The 26,638-nt window shown below is 70.4% G+C and carries 24 protein-coding genes; 10 read left to right on the top strand and 14 right to left on the bottom strand.

Annotation, left to right across the window (positions count from 1 at the left end; translation table 11 throughout):
- The first annotated feature begins 2 nt into the window (after window positions 1-2).
- On the top strand, window positions 3-1,955 hold the full coding sequence (locus QNA08_RS14930) for an adenylate/guanylate cyclase domain-containing protein (RefSeq protein ID WP_283741528.1): 1,953 nt from the start codon (window positions 3-5) through the stop codon (window positions 1,953-1,955).
- 28 nt (window positions 1,956-1,983) lie between these two features.
- On the opposite strand, the gene QNA08_RS14925 is transcribed toward QNA08_RS14930, so the two are convergent.
- From QNA08_RS14925 to amaB, 4 genes are all read right to left on the bottom strand, one after another.
- Window positions 1,984-3,681: a thiamine pyrophosphate-binding protein gene (locus tag QNA08_RS14925; RefSeq protein WP_283741527.1), complete on the bottom strand. Its 1,698-nt coding sequence runs from the start codon at window positions 3,679-3,681 to the stop codon at window positions 1,984-1,986.
- Window positions 3,682-3,733: 52 nt separating this feature from the next.
- Window positions 3,734-4,918, bottom strand: coding sequence for a CaiB/BaiF CoA transferase family protein (locus QNA08_RS14920; RefSeq protein ID WP_283741526.1), 1,185 nt, complete (start codon window positions 4,916-4,918; stop codon window positions 3,734-3,736).
- A gap of 93 nt (window positions 4,919-5,011) precedes the next feature.
- Complete coding sequence (locus tag QNA08_RS14915) at window positions 5,012-6,232, bottom strand: acyl-CoA dehydrogenase (protein ID WP_283741525.1); 1,221 nt, start codon at window positions 6,230-6,232, stop codon at window positions 5,012-5,014.
- Between the two features lie 92 nt (window positions 6,233-6,324).
- Complete coding sequence (gene amaB / locus QNA08_RS14910; protein WP_283741524.1) at window positions 6,325-7,878, bottom strand: L-piperidine-6-carboxylate dehydrogenase; 1,554 nt, start codon at window positions 7,876-7,878, stop codon at window positions 6,325-6,327.
- Window positions 7,879-8,064: 186 nt separating this feature from the next.
- Here amaB and QNA08_RS14905 point away from each other — a divergent pair, with 186 nt between their 5' ends.
- Together QNA08_RS14905 and QNA08_RS14900 are read left to right on the top strand one after the other, a co-directional pair.
- Window positions 8,065-8,976: a LysR family transcriptional regulator gene (locus QNA08_RS14905; RefSeq protein WP_283741523.1), complete on the top strand. Its 912-nt coding sequence runs from the start codon at window positions 8,065-8,067 to the stop codon at window positions 8,974-8,976.
- A gap of 156 nt (window positions 8,977-9,132) precedes the next feature.
- The gene (locus QNA08_RS14900; RefSeq protein WP_283741522.1) at window positions 9,133-10,359 is read left to right on the top strand and encodes an NAD(P)/FAD-dependent oxidoreductase; all 1,227 of its coding nucleotides are present in this window, start codon (window positions 9,133-9,135) and stop codon (window positions 10,357-10,359) included.
- Window positions 10,360-10,402: 43 nt separating this feature from the next.
- On the opposite strand, the gene QNA08_RS14895 is transcribed toward QNA08_RS14900, so the two are convergent.
- A complete protein-coding gene (locus QNA08_RS14895) occupies window positions 10,403-10,879 on the bottom strand; it encodes a GFA family protein (RefSeq protein ID WP_283741521.1) in 477 nt (158 codons plus the stop codon).
- Between the two features lie 293 nt (window positions 10,880-11,172).
- Between QNA08_RS14895 and QNA08_RS14890 the strand changes: the two genes are divergently transcribed.
- A complete protein-coding gene (locus QNA08_RS14890) occupies window positions 11,173-11,631 on the top strand; it encodes a GNAT family N-acetyltransferase (RefSeq protein ID WP_283741520.1) in 459 nt (152 codons plus the stop codon).
- A 140-nt stretch (window positions 11,632-11,771) separates the two neighbouring features.
- Here the strand turns inward: QNA08_RS14890 and QNA08_RS14885 are convergent, their stop codons facing one another.
- The 7 genes from QNA08_RS14885 to QNA08_RS14855 all read right to left on the bottom strand — a co-directional run bounded on the left by QNA08_RS14885 (window position 11,772) and on the right by QNA08_RS14855 (window position 19,024).
- Entirely contained in the window at window positions 11,772-12,035 is a 264-nt protein-coding gene (locus QNA08_RS14885; RefSeq protein WP_283741519.1) for a glycine zipper domain-containing protein, read from the bottom strand.
- A 189-nt stretch (window positions 12,036-12,224) separates the two neighbouring features.
- Window positions 12,225-12,695 (bottom strand): carboxymuconolactone decarboxylase family protein, encoded by a 471-nt coding sequence (locus tag QNA08_RS14880; RefSeq protein WP_283741518.1) that lies wholly within the window; start codon window positions 12,693-12,695, stop codon window positions 12,225-12,227.
- Window positions 12,696-12,806: 111 nt separating this feature from the next.
- Window positions 12,807-13,712 (bottom strand): RNA polymerase sigma factor SigJ, encoded by a 906-nt coding sequence (sigJ, locus tag QNA08_RS14875; RefSeq protein WP_283741517.1) that lies wholly within the window; start codon window positions 13,710-13,712, stop codon window positions 12,807-12,809.
- Window positions 13,713-13,735: 23 nt separating this feature from the next.
- On the bottom strand, window positions 13,736-14,677 hold the full coding sequence (locus tag QNA08_RS14870; RefSeq protein ID WP_283741516.1) for a carbohydrate kinase family protein: 942 nt from the start codon (window positions 14,675-14,677) through the stop codon (window positions 13,736-13,738).
- Between the two features lie 94 nt (window positions 14,678-14,771).
- Window positions 14,772-18,113: an adenylate/guanylate cyclase domain-containing protein gene (locus QNA08_RS14865; RefSeq protein WP_283741515.1), complete on the bottom strand. Its 3,342-nt coding sequence runs from the start codon at window positions 18,111-18,113 to the stop codon at window positions 14,772-14,774.
- A gap of 192 nt (window positions 18,114-18,305) precedes the next feature.
- A complete protein-coding gene (locus QNA08_RS14860; protein ID WP_283741585.1) occupies window positions 18,306-18,557 on the bottom strand; it encodes a GDCCVxC domain-containing (seleno)protein in 252 nt (83 codons plus the stop codon).
- A 47-nt stretch (window positions 18,558-18,604) separates the two neighbouring features.
- Window positions 18,605-19,024: a mercury transporter MerT gene (locus QNA08_RS14855; RefSeq protein WP_283741514.1), complete on the bottom strand. Its 420-nt coding sequence runs from the start codon at window positions 19,022-19,024 to the stop codon at window positions 18,605-18,607.
- Between QNA08_RS14855 and QNA08_RS14850 the strand changes: the two genes are divergently transcribed.
- Window positions 19,019-19,306: a MerR family DNA-binding transcriptional regulator gene (locus QNA08_RS14850; protein ID WP_283741513.1), complete on the top strand. Its 288-nt coding sequence runs from the start codon at window positions 19,019-19,021 to the stop codon at window positions 19,304-19,306. The two genes, QNA08_RS14855 and QNA08_RS14850, sit on opposite strands and share 6 nt — an antisense overlap.
- Window positions 19,230-19,469: a MerR family DNA-binding protein gene (locus tag QNA08_RS14845; RefSeq protein ID WP_340322241.1), complete on the top strand. Its 240-nt coding sequence runs from the start codon at window positions 19,230-19,232 to the stop codon at window positions 19,467-19,469. The genes QNA08_RS14850 and QNA08_RS14845 overlap by 77 nt, the downstream gene beginning before the upstream one ends.
- Window positions 19,470-19,521: 52 nt before the next feature.
- Here the strand turns inward: QNA08_RS14845 and QNA08_RS14840 are convergent, their stop codons facing one another.
- On the bottom strand, window positions 19,522-20,700 hold the full coding sequence (locus QNA08_RS14840; protein WP_283741512.1) for a fumarylacetoacetate hydrolase family protein: 1,179 nt from the start codon (window positions 20,698-20,700) through the stop codon (window positions 19,522-19,524).
- A gap of 168 nt (window positions 20,701-20,868) precedes the next feature.
- On the opposite strand from QNA08_RS14840, the gene ugpB reads away from it, so the two are divergent.
- The 4 genes from ugpB (at window position 20,869) to QNA08_RS14820 (ending at window position 25,154) form a co-directional block, all read left to right on the top strand.
- On the top strand, window positions 20,869-22,188 hold the full coding sequence (ugpB, locus tag QNA08_RS14835) for a sn-glycerol-3-phosphate ABC transporter substrate-binding protein UgpB (RefSeq protein ID WP_283741511.1): 1,320 nt from the start codon (window positions 20,869-20,871) through the stop codon (window positions 22,186-22,188).
- Window positions 22,189-22,248: 60 nt separating this feature from the next.
- On the top strand, window positions 22,249-23,130 hold the full coding sequence (gene ugpA / locus QNA08_RS14830; RefSeq protein WP_283741510.1) for a sn-glycerol-3-phosphate ABC transporter permease UgpA: 882 nt from the start codon (window positions 22,249-22,251) through the stop codon (window positions 23,128-23,130).
- Entirely contained in the window at window positions 23,130-23,978 is an 849-nt protein-coding gene (gene ugpE / locus QNA08_RS14825; protein ID WP_283741509.1) for a sn-glycerol-3-phosphate ABC transporter permease UgpE, read from the top strand. The genes ugpA and ugpE overlap by 1 nt, the downstream gene beginning before the upstream one ends.
- 108 nt (window positions 23,979-24,086) lie before the next feature.
- Window positions 24,087-25,154 (top strand): sn-glycerol-3-phosphate import ATP-binding protein UgpC, encoded by a 1,068-nt coding sequence (locus QNA08_RS14820; protein ID WP_283741508.1) that lies wholly within the window; start codon window positions 24,087-24,089, stop codon window positions 25,152-25,154.
- A gap of 17 nt (window positions 25,155-25,171) precedes the next feature.
- Here QNA08_RS14820 and QNA08_RS14815 read toward each other — a convergent pair whose 3' ends face one another.
- Window positions 25,172-26,383: a penicillin-binding protein activator gene (locus tag QNA08_RS14815; RefSeq protein WP_422679928.1), complete on the bottom strand. Its 1,212-nt coding sequence runs from the start codon at window positions 26,381-26,383 to the stop codon at window positions 25,172-25,174.
- Between the last annotated feature and the right edge of the window lie 255 nt (window positions 26,384-26,638).

Below are 26,638 nucleotides of genomic sequence, written 5' to 3'. Positions count from 1 at the left end.
CGATGATCGACAGGCCGCAACATCGCGAGAGCGTCGCCGTGCAGGAACCCATGCGCCTGAAGCGCAAGATCGCCGCCATCCTCGCCGCCGACGTCGCGGGCTATTCGCGCCTCGTCGCCGAGGACGAGGAGGAGACGCTGCGCCGCCTCGCGGCCTACCGCGAGGTCTTCGACGACTTCGTGCGCAAGGCCGGTGGACGCATCTTCAATACCGCCGGCGACTCGGTGATGTGCGAGTTCGAGAGCGCGGTGGAGGCGACGCGCTGCGCCATCGACATCCAGGAATCGCTGCGCACGCGCAACCTCGCCTACCCGCCCAACCGACGGCTCACCTTCCGCATCGGCATCACCATCGGCGACGTGGTGGAGCGCAACGGCGACCTCCTGGGCGACGGCGTCAACATCGCTGCGCGGCTCGAGGGCCTCGCCGAGCCCGGTGGCATCTGCGTGTCTCGCTCGGTGCACGAGGCGGTGGCCAACAAGATCTCCGTGCCCTTCCGCGACATCGGCGAGCGCGAGGTGAAGAACATCCCGCAGCCGGTGCACGCCTTCGTCGTCGCCTGGCCGCGCGCCGCGGCTGGCAAGGACGGGACGCGGGCCGCCGCGGCGCCGCGCCGCTGGCGCGGGGCCGCGATCACGGCGGGCGCCGCCGTGCTGGCGGCAGGCGTCGCCGGGGTCCTGTGGTTGCGCCCGGTGCCGGAGAAGCCAGCCCCATCGCCCTCGGCCGCCGAGCAGGCGGCCGACGCGGGAACCGCGCCCCTGCAACCCGCCCCCGCGACGCCGGCCGAGGCTTTCGCGGCCTTGTCCCGCCAGGGCGGCATCGTGGCGGAGGCGAAGACCGCGCCCGAGCTCTATCACAACGCCCGCCTCTACGAGGCGCGCGGCGATGCGCTCGCCGCCCGCCGCGCCTATCTGGCACTGGCGCGGCTGGGGCAGGAGTTCGTCGACCCGCACCTGCGCCTCTCCGCCCTTCTGCGTGTGCAGGACGGCCGCGCCGGCGCGCGCGAGGTCTATTCCGAGCTGATGCGCTCCGCTCCGGCGCGTATCGTGGAAATCGTCCACGCCCTCCAGTTCGATGATGCGGAGCGGCGCGCCAAGGTGGAGGCCTTCGCCGCCGCCCATCCCGATTATGCGCCGGCGCAATATCTCCTGTCGGAGGAATATTCGGAGGACCGGCTCGGCAGCCAGACGCTTGCCGACCGGCGCAGCGAATACGAGGCGCTCTCGGCCTTCCTGCAGGCCGAGCGGGAGGGGCGGCTCGTGCCCTATTTCCTCGACCAGTCGGTGCTCGCCCAGTGGCTCGATCGCGCCCGCAGGCGCCAGGCGGCGCTCGCCGCCTACTTCCGCAACGCGACGCTGGAGCCTACGGCCGGCTTCATGCGTTCGAACACCGGCTGGGTCGTCACCCTGTCGCTGCCGGAGGCCGCGACCGCCATCGCCTATCGCATCGGCGAGGCGGGGGCCTTCAAGTCCACTGGCACGACGCCGGCTCTCGATCCGCGCACCGGCCGGCCGGTGCCCATGCCGAGCTTCGAGCTGCCGGCCGACCAGGGGCAGACGCGCCTCTTCGTCCGCTACGAGGACACGAAGGGACGCGCGGCCGGCCCCTTCGAGATCGCCTTCGACCCGCGCGCGGCGCTCCTCATGAGCCAGCGTGACATCCTGGAGCGCATGCCCGGCGCGTGGGTCGCCTTCCGCGCCGACCGCGACACGCTCCTCTACTTCACCCATCTCGTCAGCTATCGCTGCGCCATCGACCGCGTGGTCATCGGCTTCGACGGCGGGGCGCTCGACACGCTCGTGCCCCTGCCGCCCTGCGACGAGACGAACCCTCACGCCGTCCCCGCCGACGTCGCGCCCTACCGCACCATTCCCGCCTCGGTACAGACGGTCTCGGTGCAGCTCACCTATTTCGACGGCAGCCAGTCGGAGGTGAGGACCTTCCGCCGGCCGTGACCGCGGACCGCCGGCCCCCCGTCCCGCGTCACGCCTTCGCCGCCAGTGCCTTCTCGCGGATGGCCGAGAGCGTCGTCGCCGGGCTGATGGCCTCGGGATCGATGAGGCAGTGCAGGATGGCGGGCTTGCCGCTGGCGAGCGCCCGCTCGAAGGCGGGAGCGAAGTCCTCCGTCTTTTCCACCCGCTCGCCATGGCCGCCGAAGGCACGCGCGTAGGCGGCGAAATCGGGGTTCTTCAGCGTCGTCGCCGAGATGCGGCCGGGATATTCGCGCTCCTGGTGCATGCGGATCGTGCCGTAGATGCCGTTGTCGATGACGAGCACGATGATCGGAAGATCGTACTGCACGGCGGTGGCGAATTCCTGCCCGTTCATCAGGAAGCAGCCGTCGCCGGCGAAGGCGACGACGGCGCGCCCGGGGAAGAGCTTCTTCGCCCCGACCGCCGCCGGCACGCCGTAGCCCATCGAGCCCGAGGTCGGCGCAAGCTGCGTGCCGAAGCGACGGAAGCGATGGAAGCGGTGCAGCCAGGTGGCATAGTTGCCGGCGCCGTTGCACATCACCGCATCGGCGGGCAGCACCTTCTCCAGATAGGCCATGACCTCGCCCATCTGCAGGGCGCCGGGCGTCCTGATCGGCGTCGGGTCGCTCCAGGCGAGATAGGCGGTGCGAGCGGCCTTGGTGTCCTCTCGCCAGGGGATGACCTGCGGTGGCTGCAGCCCCTCGAGCGCTGCCGTGAAGGCCGTGGCCGAGGCGTTGATCGCAAGATGCGGACGATAGACGCGACCGAGCTCGCCCGTGTCCGGATGCACGTGCACCAGCGTCTGGCGCGGGGTCGGGATGTCGAAGAGCGTGTAGCTCTGGCTCGGCATCTCCGACAGGCGGCCGCCGACGACGAGCACCACGTCCGCCTCCTTGATGCGGGCGAGGAGCTTGGGATTGGGGCCGATGCCGAGATCGCCGATGAAGTTCGGATGATCGGCGGGGAAGAGCATCTGGCGGCGGAAGGAGACGGCGCAGGCCAAGTCGAAGCGCTCGGCGAAGCGCACGAAGCGCTGCACCGCCTGCTCGCTCCAGCGGCTGCCACCGAGGATCGCGACCGGTCGCTTCGCCGCCCAGAGAAGCTTCTGCAGCTCGGCCATCTGGCCGAGGGAGGGATGCGTCTCCACGGGCTCGTAGGCCGGCGCATCGGCGACGGTCGCCACCTCCGTCAGCATGTCCTCGGGCAGGGCGATGACCACGGGGCCCGGGCGGCCGGATGTCGCCACGTGGAAGGCGCGCGAGATGATCTCGGGCATGCGCGCCGCCTCGTCGATTTCCGTCGCCCATTTCGCCATCGGGCCGAAGACGGCTCGATAGTCGAGCTCCTGGAAGGCTTCGCGCTCGCGCATGCTGCGCTCGATCTGGCCGACGAAGAGGATCATCGGCGTCGAATCCTGCCGGGCGATGTGCACGCCGGGCGAGGCGTTGGTGGCGCCGGGCCCGCGCGTGACGAAGCAAATGCCGGGCCGGCCCGTGAGCTTGCCGTGTGCCTCCGCCATCATGGCGGCGCCGCCCTCCTGCCGGCAGACGGTGACGTCGATTGAAGCATCATGGAGCGCGTCGAGCACGGCGAGATAGCTCTCGCCCGGCACGCAGAAGGCGTGGGTGACGCCGTGGGCGAGGAGCTGGTCGACGAGGATCTGTCCGCCGGTGCGGGGCGCGGCCTCGTTCATCTTGGCCTCAATCATCTCTTCCCTCTGTCAGCGGTCGTCCCGCAAGGCGCCTTCCGGGCGCCCATGATCAGCGCGCGCCCATCCATGCCGGATCGGCGAGCACCTCGTCCGTATGTTCGCCGAGGCGCGGCGAGGGGCGCATGGCGACCATCGCCTCGCCGTCGAGGACGATGGGCGTGCGCACGCTCGGGATCGCGCCGCCTTTTGCCGCCGCCGAGGGCAGGTCGACGCGCATGCCGCGCGCGATCACCTGCGGGTCGGCGAAGACGTCCGCGAGCGTGTTGATGGGCCCCGCCGGCACACCCTGCGCCTCGAGCGCGGCAAGGAGCTCGGCGCGCGTCTTGGCCTTCGTCAGCTCCGACAGGGCCGGCACGAGACGCGCCCGGTTGGCGACGCGGGCCTTGTTCGTCGCGAAGTCGGGCTCGTCGGCGAGGCCCGGCGCGCCGAGCACGGCGCAGAACTTGCGGAATTGGCCGTCGTTGCCGACGGCGACGATGACGTGCCCGTCCGCCACGGGGAAGACCTGGTAGGGCACGATGTTGGGATGGGCATTGCCCAGGCGCCGCGGCGCCTCGCCCGAGACGAGGTAGTTCATCGCCTGGTTGGCGAGCACGCCCACCTGCGCGTCGAGGAGCGCCATGTCGACCATGCCGCCGACACCCGTTTCATCGCGGCGGCGCAGGGCCGCCATGATGCCGATCGTGGCGTAGAGGCCCGTGAAGATGTCGGCAAAGGCAACGCCGATCTTCATCGGCTCGCCGTCCGGCGCGCCGGTCAGGTCCATGATGCCGCCGAGGCCCTGGATCATGAAGTCGTAGCCGGCGCGATCCTTGTAGGGGCCGTTCTGGCCGAAACCGGTGACCGAGCAGTAGACGAGACGCGGATTGACCGCGCTGAGACTCTCGTAGTCGAGGCCGTATTTCTTCAGGCCCCCGACCTTGAAGTTCTCCACGAGCACGTCGGCTCGGGCGGCGAGCCGGCGCACGAGGGCCTGGCCCTCGGCCGTCTCGAAATCGACGGTGATCGAGCGCTTGCCGCGGTTGCAGGCGTGGAAATAGGCGGCCGACAGGTCGGAGCCGTCCGCCGCCGCGACGAAGGGCGGGCCCCAGCCGCGCGTGTCGTCGCCCGTCCCCGGCCGCTCGACCTTGACGACGTCGGCGCCGAGGTCGGCAAGGAGCTGGCCGACCCACGGCCCGGCAAGGATGCGGGCGAGCTCGAGAACCTTCAGGCCGTGGAGAGGGGGGGTGCTCATGCGTCAGTCCCGTTCCTGGCGCGCCGCTCCGCTCCCTCCCCATCGGGGAGGGAGCGGCGAAGTGGCCGGGCGAAGGCTACAAACAGTGCCCGCTCAGAAGAACGCCTGGATGCCTGTCTGGGCGCGGCCGAGGATGAGCGCGTGCACGTCGTGCGTGCCCTCGTAGGTGTTCACCGTCTCGAGGTTCTGGGCGTGGCGCATGACGTGGAACTCTTCCGAGATACCGTTGCCGCCGTGCATGTCGCGCGCCATGCGGGCGATGTCGAGCGCCTTGCCGCAGTTGTTGCGCTTGACAATGGAGATGATCTCGGGGGCGAGCTTGCCCTCGTCGAACAGGCGACCGACGCGCAGGGACGCCTGCAGGCCGAGCGCGATCTCCGTCTGCATGTCGGCAAGCTTCTTCTGGACGAGCTGGGTCGCCGCCAGGGGCCGACCGAACTGCTTGCGGTCGAGCGTGTACTGGCGGGCGCGGTGCCAGCAGTCCTCGGCAGCGCCCATGGCGCCCCAGGAGATGCCGTAGCGAGCGCGGTTCAGGCAGCCGAACGGACCCTTCAGGCCCGAGACGTTCGGCAGAAGCGCGCTCTCCGGCACCTCGACGTTGTCGAGCACGATCTCGCCGGTGATCGAGGCGCGCAGGGAAAGCTTGCCGCCGATCTTCGGCGCGGAGAGGCCCTTCAGCCCCTTCTCCAGCACGAAGCCGCGGATGGCGCCGTCATGCGCCGCCGACTTAGCCCAGACGACGAAGACGTCGGCGATCGGCGAATTGGAGATCCACATCTTGGAGCCGACGAGGCGGTAGCCGCCGTCAATCTTCTCGGCGCGCGTCTTCATGCCGGCGGGATCGGAGCCGGCATCCGGCTCGGTCAGGCCGAAGCAGCCCACCCATTCGCCCGAGGCGAGCCTGGGCAGGTAGCGCTTGCGCTGCGTCTCGTCGCCATAGGCGTAGATCGGATACATGACGAGAGACGACTGCACGCTCATCATCGAGCGGTAGCCGGAGTCGACGCGCTCGACCTCGCGGGCCACGAGGCCGTAGGCCACGTAGGAGGCCCCGGCACAGCCATATTCCTCCGGCAGCGTCACGCCAAGGAGGCCGAGCTCGCCCATCTCGTTGAAGATGGTGCGGTCGGTCTTCTCCTCGCGGTAGGCCTCGATGACGCGCGGCAGGAGCTTCTCCTGCGCATAGGCCCGCGCCGTGTCGCGGATCATGCGCTCGTCGTCGGTGAGCTGGTCATCGAGCCGGAAAGGGTCCGCCCAGTCGAAGGCGTTCTGCCTGTCACCCTTCACGCCGCTCTTCTTCGCCGCCTCGGCCATGTCCTCTTCCTCTCCTCGCCAGTCTCCCGGCCCCGCGGTGCCGGGGGGCCGGAACGACGATGCTCGCTCGTTTCTGTTCGTTCCCGACAGGATCACTCGCCCACGTCGAAGGTGACACCCTGCGCCAGCGGCAGGGCCGTGCCGTAGTTGAGCGTGTTGGTGGCGCGGCGCATGTAGGCCTTCCAGGCGTCCGAGCCCGCCTCGCGGCCGCCGCCCGTCTCCTTCTCGCCGCCGAAGGCACCGCCGATCTCGGCCCCCGAGGGGCCGATGTTGACGTTGGCGATACCGCAGTCCGAACCCTCGACGGAGACGAAGCGCTCGGCCTCACGCATGTCGAGCGTGAAGATCGACGACGAGAGGCCCGCCCCCACAGCATTGTGCAGGGCGACCGCCTCGTCGAAGTCGCGATAGCGCACGACGTAGAGGATGGGCGCGAAGGTCTCGTGCAGCATGGGGCCTGTCTGGCCCGGCATCTCGACGAGGGCCGGGCGCACGTAATAGGCCCCCTCCCCGCCGAGCCCCGCAACGCGGCCGCCGCCGTGCACCTTGCCGCCCGCGGCCTTCGCCTCGTCGAGCGCCTTCTCCATGCTCTCGAAGGCGTGGGCGTCGATGAGCGGGCCGACCAGCGTGCCCTTGGCGCGCGGATCGCCGATCGTGACATTGCCGTAGACCCTGGCGAGGCGCGGCACGAGCCTGTCGTAGACACTCTCGTGCACGAAAAGGCGACGCAGCGTGGTGCAGCGCTGGCCGGCCGTGCCCATGGCCGCGAAGGCGATGCCGCGCAAGGCGAGGTCGAGATCAGCCGAGGGGGCTACGATGGCGGCATTGTTGCCGCCGAGTTCGAGGATGGCGCGGGCGAAGCGGGCGGCAAGCTTCGGGCCGACCTTGCGGCCCATGGCGGTCGAACCCGTGGCCGACACGACCGGCACGCGCGGATCGTCGACCAGCACCTCGCCGATCTCGCGGCCGCCGACGATCACCTCCGACAGGCCTGCCGGCACGGGCCCGAGCCCGGCCTCGCCGTAGCGCCTGGCGGCGCGCTCCACGATCGCCTGCGTAGCAAGCGCGGTGAGCGGGGTCTTTTCAGACGGCTTCCACACCACCGGATCGCCACAAACGAAGGCGAGCGCGGCGTTCCACGACCACACCGCGACGGGGAAGTTGAAGGCGGAGATGACGCCGCAGACACCGAGCGGATGCCAGGTCTCCATCATGCGGTGGTCGGCGCGCTCGGTCGCCACGGTGAGACCGTAGAGCTGGCGCGACAGGCCAACAGCGAAATCGCAGATGTCGATCATCTCCTGGACCTCGCCGAGGCCCTCGGAGGTGATCTTGCCGGCCTCCAGCGTGACGAGCCGGCCAAGGTCGTCCTTGGCGGCGCGCAGCCCCTCGCCGAGGAGGCGCACGAACTCGCCGCGCTTCGGCGCCGGCACCCTGCGCCAGGCCTTGAAGGCTTCCGCCGCGCGGCCAATGGCGGCCTTCGCCTCCTCCGCCGAGGTCTCACGCACGGTGGCGACGACCTCGCCGGTGATCGGCGAGCGCGCGACGAGCCCCTTGTCGGCAAAGGCGCTGTCCGGCACCTCGAGGCGCTTCAGGATGGCGAGGGCCTCGTCCCGGACGGACGGGAGAGTGGTGTGAACGGTCATGCGCCCCTCGTTGGCGATATGTGCCGGCCGACGGCCGGGGCGTCCCGAGACCAGCGGCGGGCCCCTCGGACGGTCGATGGCGGAACGGGCCGGGAAGCCGGCCCTTGCGCAGTTCAGGGGCAGAAAATGGCCGTTTCCAAGCCGCAAGACAAACGATATGTTCTCACGACTTCATGAGTTATGTGAATGCTGCCGCGCGATACCGCCCAACGCCTGACCTTGCCCTCGCTCGCCGCCCTCGCCGCCTTCGAGGCGGCGGCGCGGCACCTCAGCTTCACGAAGGCGGCCGAGGAGCTCAACCTGACCCAGGGTGCGGTGAGCCGCCAGGTGGCGGGACTCGAGGACCAGCTCGGCCTCAAGCTGTTCGAGCGCGTGCGCCAGCGCGTGGTGCTGACGGCGGCGGGCGCTGCCTATGCGGCGGAGGTGCGCGACGGGCTCGCCCGCCTGTCGGCGGCGACCGTCAACGCCATGGCCTTCCGCGGTGCGGGCGGCGTCCTCAACCTCGCGATCCTGCCGACCTTCGGCACGCGCTGGCTCATCCCGCGCCTGCCCGGCTTCTTCCAGCGCAATCCCAGCGTCACCATCAATTTCGCCACGCGCGTCCTGCCCTTCGACTTCGCGCACGAGGGCCTCGACGCCGCGATCCACTTTGGCGACGCCGTGTGGCCGGGGGCGCGCCTGCACCGGCTGATGGGCGAGGAGATCGTCCCCGTGGCGAGCCCGGCGCTCATCGCCCGTGCGGGGCTCAAGCAGCCGGCCGACGTGCTTTCCGTGCCGCTCCTGCAGCAGGCGACGCGCCCGCGCGCCTGGGCGCAGTGGCTCGTCGCTCAGGGGCTCGCGCCGGACAGGGCGGTGATGGGCCCGCGCTTCGAGCAGTTCGCCATGGTGGCGCAGGCCGCGGTCGCGGGCTTGGGGCTCGCCATCGTGCCGCGCTTCCTCGTGGAGGAGGAATTGAAGTCCGGCGCGCTTGCCGTGCCCTTCGACCGGCCGGTGACGAGCGCGGAGGCCTACTATCTCGTCTATCCGGAGGAGAAGGCGAACCGTCCGGCGGTGGCTGCCTTCCGCGACTGGCTCGTCGGCGAATGCGCGGCCGCCTGAGCCGCCGCCCCCCGCACCGTCCCGCGCCGCGCCCCCTCGACAAAGTGACGCGCTTGCGTCAATCATGCGCACGGCTCATGAAATGACGCGACGACGCTGGCGCCCGCCGCGCGCGGCCCGCAATCCCCGACAGGCACTTCCCAGGCATCTCCCCCAATGTCGCAAGCTCCCGCCGTCCCGTCCCCGTCCACGGCCGATATCGTCATCGTCGGCGGCGCGGCGATGGGCTCCTCGGTCGCCTACCATCTCCTCAGCGATCCGGCCTTCACGGGGCGCGTCGTCGTCGTCGAGAAGGACGCGACCTACGCCCGCTCGGCCTCGGCGCTCTCGGCCGCCTCCATTCGTCAGCAATATTCGAGCGCCATCAACATCCGCATTTCCCTCTTCGGCATCGCCTTCCTGCGCTCGATCGGCGAGCGCCTGGCTGTCGGCGGCGATCAACCGCGCATCGACCTCAACGAGGGCGGCTATCTCTATCTCGCCGCCTCGCAGGAGGGCGCGAAGACGCTGACGCGCAACCACGCCCTGCAAACGGCGGAGGGTGCCGACATCCTCCTCCTCGACCGGGACGGCCTCAAGGGCCAGTTCCCCTGGCTCGCCAGCGACGATCTCCTCGTCGGCACCTGGGGCCGCTCGGGCGAGGGCTGGTTCGACGGCTGGGGGCTGCTGCAGGCCTTCCGCAAGAAGGCACGGGCGCTGGGCGCCGACTACGTGACGGGCGAGGTCGCCGATCTCGAGCGGGAGGGCGACCGCATCACCGCCGTGCGCCTCAGGGATGGCACGCGCATCGCCTGCGGGGCGGTGGTCAACTGCGCCGGCTCGGACGGCCGGCGCATCGCCGCCTCGGCCGGGCTCGACATCCCGGTCTTTCCCAAGAAGCGCTACGTCTTCTCCTTCACCTGCAAGGGACCGGTGATGAACTGCCCGCTGATGATCGACACGAAGGGCGTCTATGTGCGGCCGGAGGGCCATCCCGGCGCCGACGGCCAGATGTTCATCTGCGGCGCCTCGCCGGGCCCGGAGAACGACCCCGATTGGGGCGACGACGCCGAGGACGTCGACTGGTCCTTCTTCGAGGAGACGATCTGGCCGGCGCTCGCCGCGCGCGTGCCGGCCTTCGAGGCGATCCGCCCCGGGCGCGCCTGGGCCGGACCCTACGACATGAACCTCCTCGACCACAACGCCATCGTCGGCCGCGCCGGGCCTCAGAATTTCTACCTCGCCAACGGCTTCTCCGGCCACGGTCTGCAGCAGTCGCCGGCCGTCGGCCGCGGCATCGCCGAGGAAATCGTGCACGGCCGTTTCGTGACGCTCGACCTCTCGGCGCTCGGTTACGAGCGCATCCTTGCCGGTCGGCCGCTGCGCGAGGAGAACGTCATCTGACGGGCGCAGCCTCCGGCGCCGAGCTGGCTCGCGTCTCGCCGGCTCACGTCTCGTCGAGCAGGCCGCGGGCGCGGTGCCAGGCTTCCAGTGAGTGGGGCGGATAGTCCTCGTAGCGCTCCTCCCCGTCGCGCGCATCGACGCGCACCCAGTTCGCCTTCGAGCCGAGCATCATGTGCACGGTTTCCGGCGCCTCCGGCAGCGGCGTGTCGATGGCGCTGGCGAAAGGATGAACGAGTTCCGGCCAGCCCGGGTCCCACACCCACAGCGCCGAGCCGCAGCGCGAGCAGAAGCGGCGCTCGGCCGGGCTCCTTTCGCCGTCGATGCGGGCGTGGAAGACTGTGATGTGCTCGGCCCCTTGGACCTCCAGGGTATCGGCCTTGGCGCCCAGATTGATGGCATATCCGCCGCCGCCCGCGGTCTTGCGGCAGATGGAGCAGTAGCAGCGCAGATAGGGTGCCGGCGCATAGGCCGTCACCGAAAAGCGCACCGCCCCGCAATGGCACGAGCCGTCCAATCGCATGCGCCCCTCCTCTGTTGTCCGCGCGACCCATGCTGCGCGCCTGCGAGAGGGCGGGCAAGCGCGCGCTCTGCGCGCGGCCCCGTTGATCCCGTGCCGTTGCGTCATGTTGCGGTAATCCTCGACTGCGAGGAGACCGGGGCCGACGCTTCGGCGGTGCGATCCCGCATCCCGCCTCAGGCCTCGTCGTGGGGTGCGCCCCATTGAGCCGCACGAGGTGTCGGCGCCATTTCGAGAAACCACCTGGCAAGACACCGCCACTTCGGAGAAGCAGCCTCTTGGGAGAGATCTCGCCGATGACCGTTGCCGTCACGCCGCTCACGCACGAGGAGCGCGAGGCCGTGCGTGCGCTCGCCGTGGCGCCGGAGCAGGCCGATTTCGTCGCCACCAATGCCGAGTCGATCGAGGAGGCGGACGAGCGCCCCGAATGCGTGCCCCTCGCCGTTCACGCCGACGGCAAGCTCGTCGGCTTCGCCATGTATGCGCTCGATCCCGACGACGGAAACTACTGGATCTATCGCCTGATGATCGACCGGCGCTTCCAGGGGCGGGGCTACGGCCGCGCCGCCCTTCTCCGCGTCGTCGAACTCATCGCCGCGCAGCCGGGGTGCACGTTGATCGTGCTCGGCGTTCAGCCCGGCAATACTCACGCCCGCCGTCTCTACGCCAGCGCCGGTTTTCACGAGACGGGCGAGATGATCGGCGGGGAGGTGGTGATGCGCTACGATCTCGCCTGCTGCGCCGCCGCAGGATAGAGCCTTTCCCGCCGAAGGGGGGACCGGCGCGGTTCTTCCCCTTCTGAGATGCTGGATGCGCTTTCCGACCCCCGTGAGACGGAAAGCGCACTGGCGCAGCCGGCCCGGCGCTCACGCGTCCGGGGCCGGCGGCAAGGTGCTCAGTAGCACTCCTCGTAGCGGCGGCCACGATAGTAGTAGCTGCGGCACTTCGGAGCGGTCGCCGCGCCGATCATGGCGCCGCCCGCCGCGCCGATGGCGCCGCCGACGAGGGCGCCGCCGGCCGTGCCCGAGGCGAGGCCGCCGACGAGGGCACCCGCACCGCCGCCGATGAGCGCGCCGCCCACTGCACGATCGCCCGGATTGTTGGGGTTGCACGCCGCGAGGCCGAGAGCCACGGCCGCGAAGACAAGCGCCTTCTTCATTCGGTCCCTCACTTCAATATCGCTGAAAGCCCGCGCGGAAGGCGCAAGGCAGAACCGGCCCCTTATGGCCGACTTGGACGGCCGGGGAAAGCCCGCGGGCCGCGGGCGGCTGCGGTTTTGCCGGAGGGTGTGGCCTCGGGGAACCAACCGTTCCGGGCGGCCCCCCCCGGCCCGGCACCGGCCCGAGCCTCACGCCGCCTGTTCCGCCAACCTCTCCCGGGTCACCGGCGGGACGTAGCCGAGGCCGATGGCCGAGCGGTTCCAGAAGTTGATCATGGCGACTGCCGAGTTGAGCGCCACGATTTCCCTGTCGGTGAAATGCGCCTTCAGATCCTCGTAGAGATGGTCGGGCGCACCCTTGCGCGCCACCTCGGTCAGGGCCTCGGTCCAGGCGAGCGCCGCGCGTTCGCGCCCGGTGAAGACCAGGGTCTCGCGCCAAGCCGGAAGCAGGTGAATGCGCATCTCGCTCTCGCCGGCCCTGCGCGCGTCGCGGGCGTGCATGTGCAGGCAATGGGCGCAGCCGTTGATCTGGGAGGCGCGCAGCTTCACGAGTTCCAGCAGCGAGGGCTCGAGGCCGACGGCATTGATCGCCTCGGACAGCGCTGCGGCCTGCTGGACGATCTCGGGGGCGACCTCGTAGGCGTTCAGTCTGGCTTGCATTGATCGATCCTTTGGGGTGGGCGCGACCCGTGATCCGGTCGCTCGCCCCCGAAGACGAACGAGGCCCGGCGCCTGTGACAGGCGCGGTGACTTTTCTTGCGATTCTGCGCCTCAGCTGGATGCGACGGCGCAGTGGCGCAGCTTGTCGGGGTTGAGGACGTTGTAGATGGCGCGGATGCGTCCCTCGTCGACGTCGACGAGCGTCACGGTGCGCAGCACGCCGTCGCGCCAGACCGTCATGGCCGGCTCGCCGTCGAGCCAGACGAGCCTGTCGACCTCCGGGCCCGGCGCCTTGCGGCGGATGCCGAGGACGACATGCGCGATACGCGCCGCGCCTTCGAGCACCTTGCGGGCCGCGAAGGTCTTGCCGCCGCCGTCGGCGGTGAAGGTGGCATCCGGAGCGAGGAGTCGCGCCAGGGTCTCGCCGTCCTGGGCACGCGCTGCCGCCTGGAAGCGCCGCAGCAGGTCCGCCTTCTCCGCCGCCGTGGCGACTCGGCGTGCGCGACCGGCCGCGAGACGCTCGCGGGCGCGATGCACAAGCTGCCGGCACGCCGCCTCCTTGCGCTCGAGCGTCGCCGCCACGAGCGCGTAATCGGCCTCGAAGACCTCGCGCAGGAGGAAGGCCGCCCGCTCCTCCGGGGCGAGGCGTTCCAGGAGGACGAGAAAGGCGTAGGACAGTTCCTCCGCCTGCTCGTGGGCCGCGTCCGGCGCCTCGGCAACGCCCGCGCCGCCCGCCCAGGGTTCCGGCAGCCAGGGACCGACGTAGGCGTCGCGCTCGCGCTTTGCCGCGCGCAGCCGGTCGAGCGCGAGGCGCGTGACGACGGCCAGGAGCCAGGCTTCCGGCACACGGATCGCCACCTCCGGCGCGGCGTGCCAGCGCAGATAGGCGTCCTGCACCACGTCCTCGGCGTCGCTGACGGAGCCGAGCATGCGGTAGGCCACGCTCATCAGGCGCTGCCGCTTTGCTTCGAAGACGGCCGCCTTGCCGTGACCGGGCGTTCGCGCCGCGACATCCATCCGCGCTCGTCTCCCTTGCTGGGTCAGGCGGCGAGCGCCCGTTCCACCTCGGCGAGGAGCGGCGGGTCGGCCCCTTGGCGGGCACAGACGATGGCGGCCGCGGCGACAGCGAAGGTGAGCCAGCGGACGACCGCCACGCGCGTCGGCGGCTCGGCGCCGGCGACGAGCGCCCCGTCGCGGTGCATGGCGGCGAGGAGGGCGGCCATGAAGCAGTCCCCGGCGCCGACTGTGTCGGCCACCGCGACCGCCGGTGCCGGCACGGCGACGGCCTTGCCCGCGGCGAAGGCGACGGCGCCGGCGGCGCCGCGCGTCACGACGGTGAGCCGCGGGCCGAGGAGCGACCAGGAATGCGCCGCGTCGAGCGGATCGCGGCCCGGGTAGAGCCAGGCGAGATCTTCCTCGCTCGCCTTGACCACGCCGGCGAGGCCCACGCGGGCGGTGACGCGCCGCAGGGTCTCGGCGCGCCCCGGCATGAGGGCCGGGCGGATGTTGGGGTCGTAGCTCGTCGAGCCAGTGCCGGCGAAGGCGCTGAGGGCCTTGAGCGTCGCCGGGCCGTGCCGCTCGTCGAGGGCGGCGAAGGAACCGACATGCAGATGCGCGACGCCGTCGGGCCACGGGCCGCCGAGCGGAGCCTCCCCGTCGTAGGCCGTGCCGGCGAGGTAGAAGCCGTAGCTCGCCGAGCCGTCGCCGTCGCGGGTCACGAGAGCGAGCGGGCTCGGCCGCGCGTCGCGGACGGCGAGCGACAGGTCCACCCCGGCGGCGCCCAGCGCCCCGGCGAAACGCTCGCCCATGGCGTCGAGCGACAAACGGCCGGCATAGGCGCTGGGTGCGCCGAGGCGGGCGAGTGCCAGCGCCACGTTGAAGGGCGAGCCGCCCAGCACGGGGCGAAAGAGCGGCGCCTCGGCCGTTCCTTCGGGAATGAGGTCGACGAGCGCTTCGCCCGCCACGAGAATGAGACCGCTCATTGGTTTTCCGTTCACCGGCGACAGGTCGCTCGTCCAGATCACGCCGGGCCACGCGTCGCGTCAACGCCCGACAGGCCATGTTCGGCGCCTGTCGTCAACGGCCACGCCGCGCCGCACCGGGGGCGGCGGCGGCAGCGGCGAGCGCACGGTCCAGCGCCGGCAGGGCCGGGGCAAGGCCGAGCCGCAGGGCTTCGGCACGCAGGCGTTCGAGCTCGGCCGCGAGGACCGCGTCGCGACGGCCGCTGCCGACGGCGGCGAGCACGCGCGCCCGTTCGATGTGGAACTGCGTCCACACCAGGGGCTCGGGCCGGGTGTAGTCCGCCAGGGCGGCCGCATGGTGCTCGACCGCCCGCCAGTCGCCGAGCGCGAGCATGACCTCGACAGCGTCGCGACGGAAGAAGAAGTGGTTGTGGCTGACAGCCCCGGCGTTGAGGGCCTCCTCCCCCTCGCGCAGGACGGCGCGCTGCTCGTCCGGAGCATCGAGCGCGAGCGCGAGCGCGCCGAGGATCGCAGGACCGATGAAGCCGAAGCCGGTCTGGCGGCTGAGCGCCAGGGCATCCCGGAGGATGCGGACCGCCTCGGCCCGCTCGCCGAGGGCGCGCAGGGCTTCCGCCTTCATGAGCAGGCTCTGGGCCTCGAAGCGCCCCGCCCCGAGGCCGCGGCACACGGAGAGGTGACGCTCGATCTGCGGCAGGGCGCGCTCGTATGCGCCCGTCTGCAGCAGGATGAGGCCGACGAGACCGAGGGCGATGACCTCGGCCCGCTGATGGCCGACGCGCGCGGCGGCGGCGACGGCGGCCTGCCCCTCGTCGAGCACCTCGCCGCTCGGGTCGAAATGCCAGCGCGTCCAGCCCAGCATGGCGAGATTGGCCACCTCGATACGGCCGAGGCCGAGCCGCCGGGCAAGGTCGACGCATTCACGGAAGTGCCCGTGGGCCGTGACCATGCGGCCGCGCACGTATTCGGCATCGCCGAGGCCGCCGAGGGCGCGCGCTTCCAGTTCCGGCAGTCCGGCCGAGCGCGCGGCCGCGAGGGCCGCCTCGTGCTCGTGGCGGCAGTCGTCGAGACGCCCGAGCGGGAAGTGGAGATTGCCGCGCAGGTGATGCAGGCGGGCGAGTTCGGGCCCGAGCCCCGCGGCGATCGCCATGGGCTCGGCGCGGTCGAGGGCGGCAAAGGCCTCCTCGTAGCGGTCGGTCATGCGCATGCCGGCGGCGAGGCCGAGCCAGGCACGGCAGCGGCCGGCATCATCCGCCGCCACGGCGAGCGCCCGCTCGTAGGCGGCGAGCGACTCGGCGATGGCGCCGCGGTCGTGCAGGAGCTCGCCCTTGAACAACGTGAGGGCGTGCACGTCGGCCGGGTCAGCGGCGAGCGCCAGACCGCGCGCGACGAGCTGCACGGCGCGCTCCGTGCGGTAGACAGCAGCCTGGGCGCGGGCGGCGGCGAGATAGGCGCGCGCCGCGGCGGGATCGCCGGCGCGGTCGAGGTGCTCGGCCTCGAGCACGGCATCGCGCCCCGCGAACCACAGCGCCGCCCGGCGGTGCAGCTCGCGCCGCTGGCGCGTGAGCAGCGAGGCGTAGACGCCCTCCTGGATCAGGGCGTGGGCGAAGAGGAATTCCTCACCCATCGGCCGCACGAGCTGGTGCCGCACGGGCTCGGCGCAGATGTAATCCGGATCGGCGAGGAGATGGCGCAGAGCGGCGAGATCGAAGCGCTGGCCGAGCACCGACGCGGCCCTGAGCGCCCGGCGCTCGTGGGGCGGCAGCGCGTCCATGCGGGCGAGCACGACGCTGCGGATGGAAGCCGGCACCTCGGCGAGTCCGCCCTCCTCGGCGCTGCGCAGGAGCTGCTCCAGGAACAGCACGTGGCCGCCGGAGCGCTCGACGCAGGCCTCGGCCAGCCGCTCGTCGGCATGTTTGAAGGTGCGCGCGAGGGCGAGCGCCTCCTCGCGCCTCAGGGGGCCGAGGTCGATGGTGACGAGCGCAGCTCCCCGCGTTGCCGCATGCCAGGCGGGGCCGAGCGGGTCGCCCTCGACGCGCGAGGTGAGCACGAGCACGACCGGATGGTCCGCAGTCACGGCCGCGAGCTCCGCGGCATGGGCGAGCATGAGCTGGTCGGCCCAGTGCAGATCCTCGAGGACGAGCATCAGGGGCTGCCGCGCGCTCGCCCGGCGCACCAGGGCCGCCACGGTCTCGCGCTTGCCGCGGTTGCGGGCGGCGTTGTCCATGGCGTCGTAGAGGGCGCGCAGGGCGAGTGGCTGCGGCAGGTCGAGAAGGTCGTTGAGGAAGACGGCATGTTCGGGTGATACCAGCCCGTCGGCGAGCGCCTCATCCGCTGCCGCCCGCGCCGCCTCCGGCGGGCTCGTGACGTCGAGGCCGACAAGGCCGCGCACGATGGTGCGGATCGCGTCGCGGCCGATGCCGGTCCCGAAGTCGAGCACAAGGCCGGTGTGGCAGGAGAAGCCCGCGGCCCGCGCCGCCTCGCGGAACTCCTCGGCGAGGCGGCTCTTGCCGATGCCGGCCTCGCCGCGGATGTAGATCGTGCGGCCGACATTTGTCTCGCGGCAGGCGGCGAGCGCCACCTGGAACTGCTGCAATTCCGCCCGCCGGCCGACGAAAGGCCGCGTCGCGGTCGCGACCGCGCGCAGGCCCTCGAGCCGCCAGGCGCGCACCGGTTCGTTGAATCCCTTCACGGTGAGGGTGCCGGCGTCGCTGCAGTCGAGGCGCCCTTCGAGCGCGCGCATGACGAGATCGGAGACGAGGATCGCCTGGGGGCCGGCGGCATCGGCGAGGCGCGAGGCGAGATTCACCGACAGCCCGGTCACCGTATAGGCGCGGTGGCCGACCCCGCCAGTGCCGCTCGCCACGACCTCGCCGAAGGCGACGCCCGTATGCACCGCGATGGGGCGGCCCAGTTCCGCCGACAGGCCGGCCATGGCCGCGCGGATGGCGAGCGCCGCGCTCACGGCGCGCTCGGGATCGTTGCCATGCGCCACCGGCGCGCCGAAGACCGCCATGACACAATCGCCGATGTGCTTGTCGATATGGCCGCCGTGTTCCTCGACGATGCGGTCGGCGCAGACGAAGAAGCTGTCGAGGAGATCGTGCAGGGCCTCCGCATCGAGCTCGCGGCTGAGGCGCGTGTAGCCCGTAAGGTCGGCGAAGAGCACGGCGACCTGGCGCCGCTCGCCCTCTTCCTCCTCGGCGCCTTCCGAGAGCGCCGGCTTGGGCGCCTCCACCGGGGCGGTCGTCGCCGCGGCCTCGCGCAGCACGGCGATGGCGGCGAGCAGCTTGCGGCGATGCCCGACGGCAACGACACCGAGCTCCTTGAGATCGTCGGCAGTCAGTTGAGGCAAAACCTCCGCGTCCACCGCGTTCTCGCGGAAGGCGGGCTCGTACTGCTGCAGACCAAGCGATTGCAACCAGGCTGCAACGTCCACGCGCCATCTCCGCAACCTGCCCCGGCGCGAGAGTATAGCCGAACGACAGCCCTCGTTGGGACTTACCTGCCCTTGCCCGTGCGACCGCAGGGCGCGAGCCCGCCGATGAGACGCAGGACCGCCTTCGTGGCATCGCTTGTCCGCATGATCGGCAGCGAAACGGGCGGCGGCCGCACCCGCCCCGTGGAGAGTTCACTCATCGCCCGGACAGCAGACCGGCGCTTCGTGCCCGGCCGCATCATCCGCCAGTGCCTGGACGCTGGGGCAGGGCGTATCGCCACAGGAATCGCCACAGGAGCAGAAGACGCAGCAGTCACCCGGCTTCGGGCGCAGGCGCGTGCCGCAGCCGCGGCACACATGGAAGAAGAGGCAGGCTTCCGCCGGCATGGCCTCGGTCGCCCGGTGGCCGCAGGCGGGACAGGTCAGGGTCGACAGGCGCCGCATCACGTTCCGCCTCGTTCCACCGTTTGCCGCTTCCCTCGTCGATTCCCTCACGAGGCAACTGGTTCCAGCCAGCCGAGGACGACGGGCTGGAGCGCATCCCATCCTGCCGCGAGGGCCATCGGGACGGTGGCGAGCCCCAGGAGGAGGGGTGTCAGGCGCCGCCCTCCGTTCGTGCAGGCGTATCCGGCGGCCCGGGCGGCCGCGCGCTCGCGCAGATGGGCGAGCCATCCGAGGGCAACGACGACGACGCTCACGCCGAGCAATGGCCACCGCCAGGGGACGAGGCCATCGAGCGCCACAACGATGCTGGCGCCTGCCCCGCGTGTCCCGAGGCCGATGGGCAGGAGGCAACAGGCCCATGCGGCAACAAGGGCCGCGAGGCCGGACCCCGCTCCCGCCGCGGCGAGCAGCCGGCCGGCGGAACCCGCGGCCCTCGCGGGCCCGTCCCGGACGCTTTGCAGATGCATGGCTCCTTCTCCGGACTCGCTGCCCGATCACGGGTGGCCTGTGCTGCGGCCCGTAGCGACAACGGGTTCCACATATCCGTCATCACGACCACGCGAGGCCCGAGCATCGGGCAGCTCGCCGCCGCGGCGGGGATCGACCTCGAAACCGTGCGCTATTACGAGCGCATCGGCCTGATGCCCGCGCCGCCGCGCACGTCCGGCGGGCATCGCGCCTGCGAGCCGGAGCACCTGCCGCCTCGCCTTCATCCGCCGCGCCCGCGAACCCGGTTTCAGCCTCGATGACATTGGCGCGCTTCTCGACCTCGCGACGCCGGGCCAGGAACGCTGCGGTGACACGGGTGCGATCGCCGCCGCGCACCTCAAGGCAGTGCGGGCGAAGATCGCCGACCTGCACGCGCCCTGCGCCCTGCTCGAGGTGCTTGATCCTCCCGGCACTGCGGCGTGAGGGACGTGCGGGCTCAGAGGAGCCCGCATGGGGGAAGCGCTTCGGCGCGGGCTCAGAGGAGCCCGCGCTTGGCGAGATTGCGCATGAGATGGCTCACGCCGAAGGTCCAGGGCGCGCAGTCGTGAGTGTGGCGCATGCGGTTGACGAGGCTGCCGAGCTGCGGCGCCGCAATGGTGACGATGTCGCCGACCTTGTGCGTGAAGCCCTTGCCGGGGGCATCGCGGTCCTCGACCGGCGCAAAGAGTGTGCCGAGGAAGAGCACGGCGCCGTCCGGGTACTGATGATGCCGACCGATGGTCTGGGCGACGAGGTCGGCCGGGTCGCGGCTGATCTTGTCGAGGCTGGAGAAGCCCTCCATGCGGAAGCCGTCCGGCCCCTCCACCGTGAGCGTCACCCGCATGCGCCGCACGTCGTCGAGCGTGAAGGCCGCGTCAAAGAAGCGCAGGAACGGGCCGATCGTGCAGCTCGCGTTGTTGTCCTTGGCCTTGGACAGGAGCAACGCCGAACGACCCTCCACGTCGCGCAGGTTGACGTCGTTGCCGAGGGTGGCGCCAACGATGCGGCCGGTCGAGGCCACGGCCAGCACGACCTCCGGCTCCGGGTTGTTCCAGGTCGACGCGGGATGGATGCCGGCGTCGAAGCCGGTTCCGACAGCGGCCATCGGCTGGGCCTTGGAGAAGATCTCCGCGTCGGGGCCGATGCCGACCTCGAGATACTGGCTCCACACCCCCTGCGCGATCAGCACCTCCTTCAGCCGCACAGCCTCCGGGGAGCCGGGCCTCAGCTTCTGCAGGTCCTCGCCCACGAGGCGGTTGATCTCGCCGCGGATGACGGCGGCGGCATCCGGATTGCCGCGGGCGCGCTCCTCGATCACGCGCTCCAGCATGGAGACGACGAAGGTGACGCCGGCCGCCTTGATCGCCTGCAGGTCGACCGGTGCGAGCAGCCAGGGGCGCGCGGGGTCGCGCCCGTCGGGTGGGGTGTTGGCGAGGATCGCGTCAAGATCGCAGAGGCGCTCGCCCGTCGCCGCGCGCAGGGCCGCCGCCGGTTCGTTTTCTTCGCATAGGTCGCGAATCGTTGCGAATGTGCGGCTGATATCGAAAACGCCATCCGGCCGAATCGCCACCACAGCCGGCCCTTCCACATCCGGGCGCCAAACCCGGCCGGCGAGCGCGGCGCGCGCGAAATCCACCGGCAAGGCCTTGTCGGCGTTGAGTTTCACGTGAATCATAGATGCCCCTTCGCCCCGACCCGGGGCGTGTGTCCGCCCGAAAGTGGAATTGTCGTTTCACTTTCGTTTGTCATCGAATATTCATGCAACCGTCACGGAAGCATCGTGCTACGTTCGTTAGCAACGACGAGAAGGGCCCCGAGGGGGTCCCGCACAGGGGAGGCTAGCATGGCATCTCGATTCGTCACGACGGCCGGTTTCGCCGTCGCGATGGGCATTGCGGTACCCGCCGCAGCTGAGACTGAAATCCACTGGTGGCACGCGATGACGGGCGCGAACAACGACGTCATCGTCAAGCTCGCGGAGGAGTTCAACGCGAGCCAGAAGGACTACAAGGTCGTCCCGACCTACAAGGGCTCCTACGCCGACACGATGAATGCCGGCATCGCCGCCTTCCGCGCCGGCAACGCACCGCACATCATGCAGGTCTTCGAGGTCGGCACGGCGACGATGATGGCCGCCAAGGGCGCCATCAAGCCCGTGCACGAGCTGATGAAGGACGCCGGCGAGACGTTCGATCCCAAGGCCTATCTGCCGGCGATCACCGGCTATTACTCGACGGCGAAGGGCGAGATGCTGTCCATGCCCTTCAACTCGTCCTCCATGGTCATGTGGGTGAACAAGGAGGCGCTGAAGAAGGCGGGCCTCAACCCCGACCAGCCCCCGAAGACCTGGCCCGAGGTCTTCGAGGCGGCCAAGAAGCTCAAGGCGGCGGGCTATGCCACCTGCGGCTTCTCCACCGCCTGGGTGACGTGGGCGAACATCGAGCAGTTCTCGGCCTGGCACAACACGGCGCTCGCGACCAAGGCCAACGGTCTCGACGGCTTCGACACGGAGCTGAAGTTCAACTCGCCGCTGCACGTCAAACATCTGCAGAACCTCGTCGATCTGCAGAAGGACAAGATCTACGACTATTCCGGCCGCACCAACACGGGCGAGGGCCGCTTCACCTCCGGCGAGTGTCCGCTCTTCCTCACCTCCTCGGCCTTCTACGGCAACGTCAAGGCGAACGCGAAGTTCGACTTCACGGCTGCACCGATGCCCTATTACCCCGACGTGGCGGGCGCGCCGCAGAACTCCATCATCGGCGGCGCCTCTCTGTGGGTGATGGGCGGCAAGAAGCCCGACGAATACAAGGGCGTGGCCAAGTTCTTCACCTTCCTCTCCGACACGGAGCGGCAGGCGAAGCTGCATCAGGCGTCGGGCTATCTGCCGATCACGAAGGCCGCCTACGACAAGACCAAGGCCGACGGCTTCTACGACAAGTTCCCGGCGCTCGAGGTGGCGCTCAAGGAACTCACCAACAAGGAGCCGACGGAGAATTCGCGCGGCCTGCGCCTCGGCAACATGGTGCAGCTGCGGGACCTGTGGGCCGAGGAGATCGAGGCGGCGCTCTCCGGCCAGAAGACGGCCAAGGACGCGCTCGACTCGGCGGTTTCGCGCGGCAACCAGATGCTCCGCCAGTTCGAACGCACCGCCGCTCGCTGAGCCTCAACCTCGAGACGAGGCGGGCCGCACGGCGGCCCGCCTCCCTTCCGGCGCACGCCCATGGAAAAACGTTCGGTCATCTCGGGCCGCCTGCTGCCCTACCTGCTGCTCCTGCCGCAGCTCGCCATCACCCTCGTCTTCTTCTACTGGCCGGCCTCGCAGGCGCTGTGGCAGTCCTTCATGCTGGAAGATGCCTTCGGCCTCTCCTCCGAGTTCGTCGGGCTGGAGAACTATGCGGCGCTGTTCCAGCAGCCGGAGTATTTCCGGGCGGTCGGCACGACCTTCATCTTTTCGACGGCGGTCACCGTGCTGTCGCTCTCGGTCGCTCTCCTGCTCGCCGCCATGGCCGACAGGCAGATCCGGGGCGCCCCCGTCTACAAGACGCTGCTCATCTGGCCCTATGCGGTGGCGCCGGCGATCGCAGGCGTCCTGTGGCTCTTCATGTTCCAGCCCTCGCTCGGCCTCGTGGCGCGCGGCCTGCGCAGCCTCGGGCTCGACTGGAACCCGCTGCTCAACGGCAACCATGCGATGATGCTCGTCGTCCTCTCGGCCACCTGGAAGCAGATCTCCTACAATTTCCTCTTCTTCCTCGCCGGGCTCCAGGCCATCCCGAAGAGCCTGATCGAGGCCGCCGCCATCGATGGGGCGCGCCCCACCCGCCGCTTCTGGACGATCGTCTTCCCGCTGCTCTCGCCGACGACGTTCTTCCTGCTCGTCGTCAACATCGTCTACGTCTTCTTCGACACCTTCGGCATCATCGATGCCGTGACCGGCGGCGGCCCCGCCAAGGCGACGGAGACCCTCGTCTACAAGGTCTATTCGGACGGGCGGCTGGGCGGCGATCTCGGCGGCTCGGCCGCGCAGTCGGTGATCCTGATGATCATCGTCATCGCGCTCACCGCCGTGCAGTTCCGCTTCGTCGAACGCAAGGTGCAGTACTGATGGTCGAGAAGCGCCGCTTCGGGAACCTTGTTCCCCATCTCATCCTGCTCGTCGGGGTCTCGATCGTCGCCTTCCCCGTCTATCTCGCCTTTGTCGCCTCGACGCACGACGCGGCAACCATCGCCAACGGACAGATGCAGCCCGTGCCGGGTCCGCATTTCCTGGAGAACTACTACCGCACCATCTTCGTCGGCACGTCGTCGTCGACGCGCGAGCCCGTCGGCACGATGATGCTGAACTCCTTCGTGATGGCGATGGGCATCGCGCTCGGCAAGATCCTCATCTCCATCATCTCGGCCTATGCGGTCGTGTATTTCCGCTTCCCCTTCCGCATGACGGCCTTCTGGATCATCTTCGTGACCCTGATGCTGCCGGTCGAGGTGCGCATCTATCCGACCTACAAGATCGTGGCCGATCTCGGCCTCATCGACACCTATGCGGGCCTCACCATGCCGCTCGTCGCCTCGGCCACGGGCACGCTGCTCTTCCGCCAGTTCTTCATGACCATCCCGGACGAGCTCCTCGAGGCCTCGAAGATCGACGGGGCCGGCGCCTTCCGCTTCTTCAAGGATACCGTGCTGCCCCTGTCGATCACGACCATCGCGGCGCTCTTCGTGATCCAGTTCATCTACGGCTGGAACCAGTATCTCTGGCCGCTGCTGATCACGACGAAGGACAACATGCAGACCATCGTCATCGGCATCAAGAAGATGATCGTGACGCAGGACGCGCTGACCGAGTGGCAGCTTGCCATGGCCACCGCCGTGCTCGCCATGCTGCCGCCCGTGGTCGTCGTGGTGCTGATGCAGCGGCTGTTCGTGAAGGGGCTCGTGGAAACGGAGAAGTGACGCCCGCGCGGCATGCCGCGGGGCTCATGGGGATCGGGCGCCCGAGAGGGCGCCTCCCGGCTATTCCGGACGGAGAGCCGGCAACAGAACGACAAGGACAGGGGTTCGATGGCCGAGGTGGTGCTGAAGGACGTCCGCAAGACCTATGCGGGCGGTGTCGAGGCGGTGAAGGGCGTGTCGCTCGACATTCCGGACGGGGGCTTCTGCGTCCTCGTCGGACCGTCGGGCTGCGGCAAGTCGACGTTGTTGCGCATGATCGCCGGGCTCGAGACGATCACCGCAGGCTCGGTCGCCATCGGGCCGCGCGTCGTCAACGACGTGGAGCCTGCCGATCGCGACATCGCGATGGTGTTCCAGAACTATGCGCTCTATCCGCACATGAGCGTGTACGACAACATGGCCTACGGCCTGAAGAACCGCGGCACGCCGAAGGACGAGATCGACAAGCGCGTCAAGGAGGCGGCGCGCATCCTCGCCATCGAGTCGTTCCTCGCGCGCAAGCCCCGGGCGCTGTCCGGCGGCCAGCGCCAGCGCGTCGCCATGGGCCGTGCCATCGTGCGCAAGCCCCAGGTCTTCCTCTTCGACGAGCCTCTGTCGAACCTCGATGCCAAGCTCCGCGTGCAGATGCGCGTCGAGATCAAGCGCCTGCAGCGGGCGCTGGGCGTCACCTCGGTCTATGTGACGCACGACCAGGTCGAGGCGATGACCCTCTCCGACAAGCTCGTCGTCATGAATGCCGGCAACGTCGAGCAGGTCGGCCTGCCCAACGACGTCTACAAGCGCCCGGCCTCGCGCTTCGTCGCCACCTTCATCGGCTCACCGCCCATGAACATCGTGCCGGGCATCGTGGAGGGCGACGGCCGCGTAGCCGTGGGCGGGCACATGCTCGCCGTCGCCGACATGGCGCCGGGCCTCGCCCCCGGCACGGTACTCGACGTGGGCCTGCGGCCGGAGGATCTCGAGGTCAGCGGCGGGCCCGGCATCCGCCTGCCCGTCGATTTCGTCGAGGAGCTGGGCGCCACCCAGCTCTTCCACGGCAAGCTCGACGGCGCCGAGATGGTGGTGCAGGCGCCGACCGGCGCCATCACATCCGATACGCGCCAGCTCACGCTCACCATCGACGCGGCCAAGGTGCATCTCTTCGACCGCGACACGGGCGCGCGCCGCGGACGCTGACGGCGTCCGCCGCGATCTCATGTGCCTGACGCCCCGAACTGGCGGGGCGCCGGGCTCAGCGTCACGGCATTGCCGTTGCGCACCTCGAGCACGGCGAGAGCCCGCTCGTTCGTGCCGTCCGGGCGGAAGCGGAAGACGCCGTCCGCGCCGGCGAAACCCGATGGGTTCGTGAGCACCGCCTCCGAGAAACGCCGTTCGCCCTGTGTCCGCACCAGCGCCGCCGCGAGCGAGATCGCGTCGTAGGACAGGGTGGCGATGCGTGTCGGATCGGCGTTGAAGCGGGCGCGGTAGCGCTGGGCGAAGGCATTGAAGCCGGCCGAATCCGGGGCAGCGAACCAACCGCCCTGCAGCGCCGGCAGCTTGAAGACGCGTGCCTCATTCCACAGGCCCGTGCCGAGCATCTTGACCTGCTTCGGATCGATGCCGGCCCCCTGCAGGGCCTGCGCCGCGGCGACGAGCCCGTCGCCCGAGTCGGGAAGGAAGAGCGCATCGATCTGCGGGCTTGCGCGGGCGGCGAGCCCGGCGATCCGGCCGGCTGCCTCCTGCGCCCCGGCCGCGCCATAGCGCTCCACAGCGACGACGCGGCCCCCGTTGCTCGTCACGGCCTCGCGGAAGGCCGCCTCCGCCACGCGGCCGTAGGGCGACTCGGGAACGAGCGCGGCGAAGGACCGGCGCCCCTCTCGCGCCGCGTGGCCGACGATGCGCCGGACCTCTGTCTCCGGCAGGAAGCTCAGGAGATAGGTGCCGCGGCCGGCCACGCTCACGTCGGTGGAGAAGGCGATGACGGGCCGGCCGGCGCCATGTGCCACCTGGCCGGCCGCCTGCACGGCACCGGCGAAGAGAGGGCCGACGACGAGCTCCGCCCCTTCTGCGACCGCGCCCTGCGCCGCCGCCCGTGCTCCCTCCGACGTGCCACGGTCGTCCTTCACGAGAATCTGCAGGTCGGGCTCCTTGAACTCCTCGAGCGCGAGCTCCGCCGCGTTGCGCAGGGCGACGGCGGCCGTGCCCGCCTGGCCTGTCGCGCCGAGCGGCAGGATGAGCGCCACCTTGACGCGACCGTTGCCGAGGACGGCGCCGGTCGGGCTGCCGCCCGGCGCAGGAGTGGCAGGTGCCCTGGTTTCGGGACCCGCATCCGTGCCGGGGAAGCCCGAGAAGCCGCTGCTGCAGGCGGCTGCGAGACCGCCCGCCAGAAGAGCGGCGCCGACGGCTCGCAGGAGGTGGCCGGCCATGGAGAATGAGATGCGACGCGGGAGCGGGACGGCGGAGCTGGGCACGGCAAACTCCTCGGGCGAACCGTCGGACCGGGACGGCAGGGGCGCCGCGCGGGCCTGCATGCTTGCAATGTGCGGCAGCATCGCAACGAATGGTTAACGACGCCTTCCCGCGGCCGTGGCGCCGGGCTGCCCGCGTGTTCCCTGGGGGCGGAGGCCGCGGCGCGCTTCCGCTTGTGCCGCTGCGCATGGCAAGCTGCGTTCCGGAGAGCA

This window comes from Chelatococcus albus (assembly GCF_030067675.1).
Classification (GTDB): domain Bacteria; phylum Pseudomonadota; class Alphaproteobacteria; order Rhizobiales; family Beijerinckiaceae; genus Chelatococcus_A; species Chelatococcus_A albus.
The sequence above is the reverse complement of the archived record's forward strand: the minus strand, read 5'-3'. Positions and strand labels throughout refer to the sequence as shown.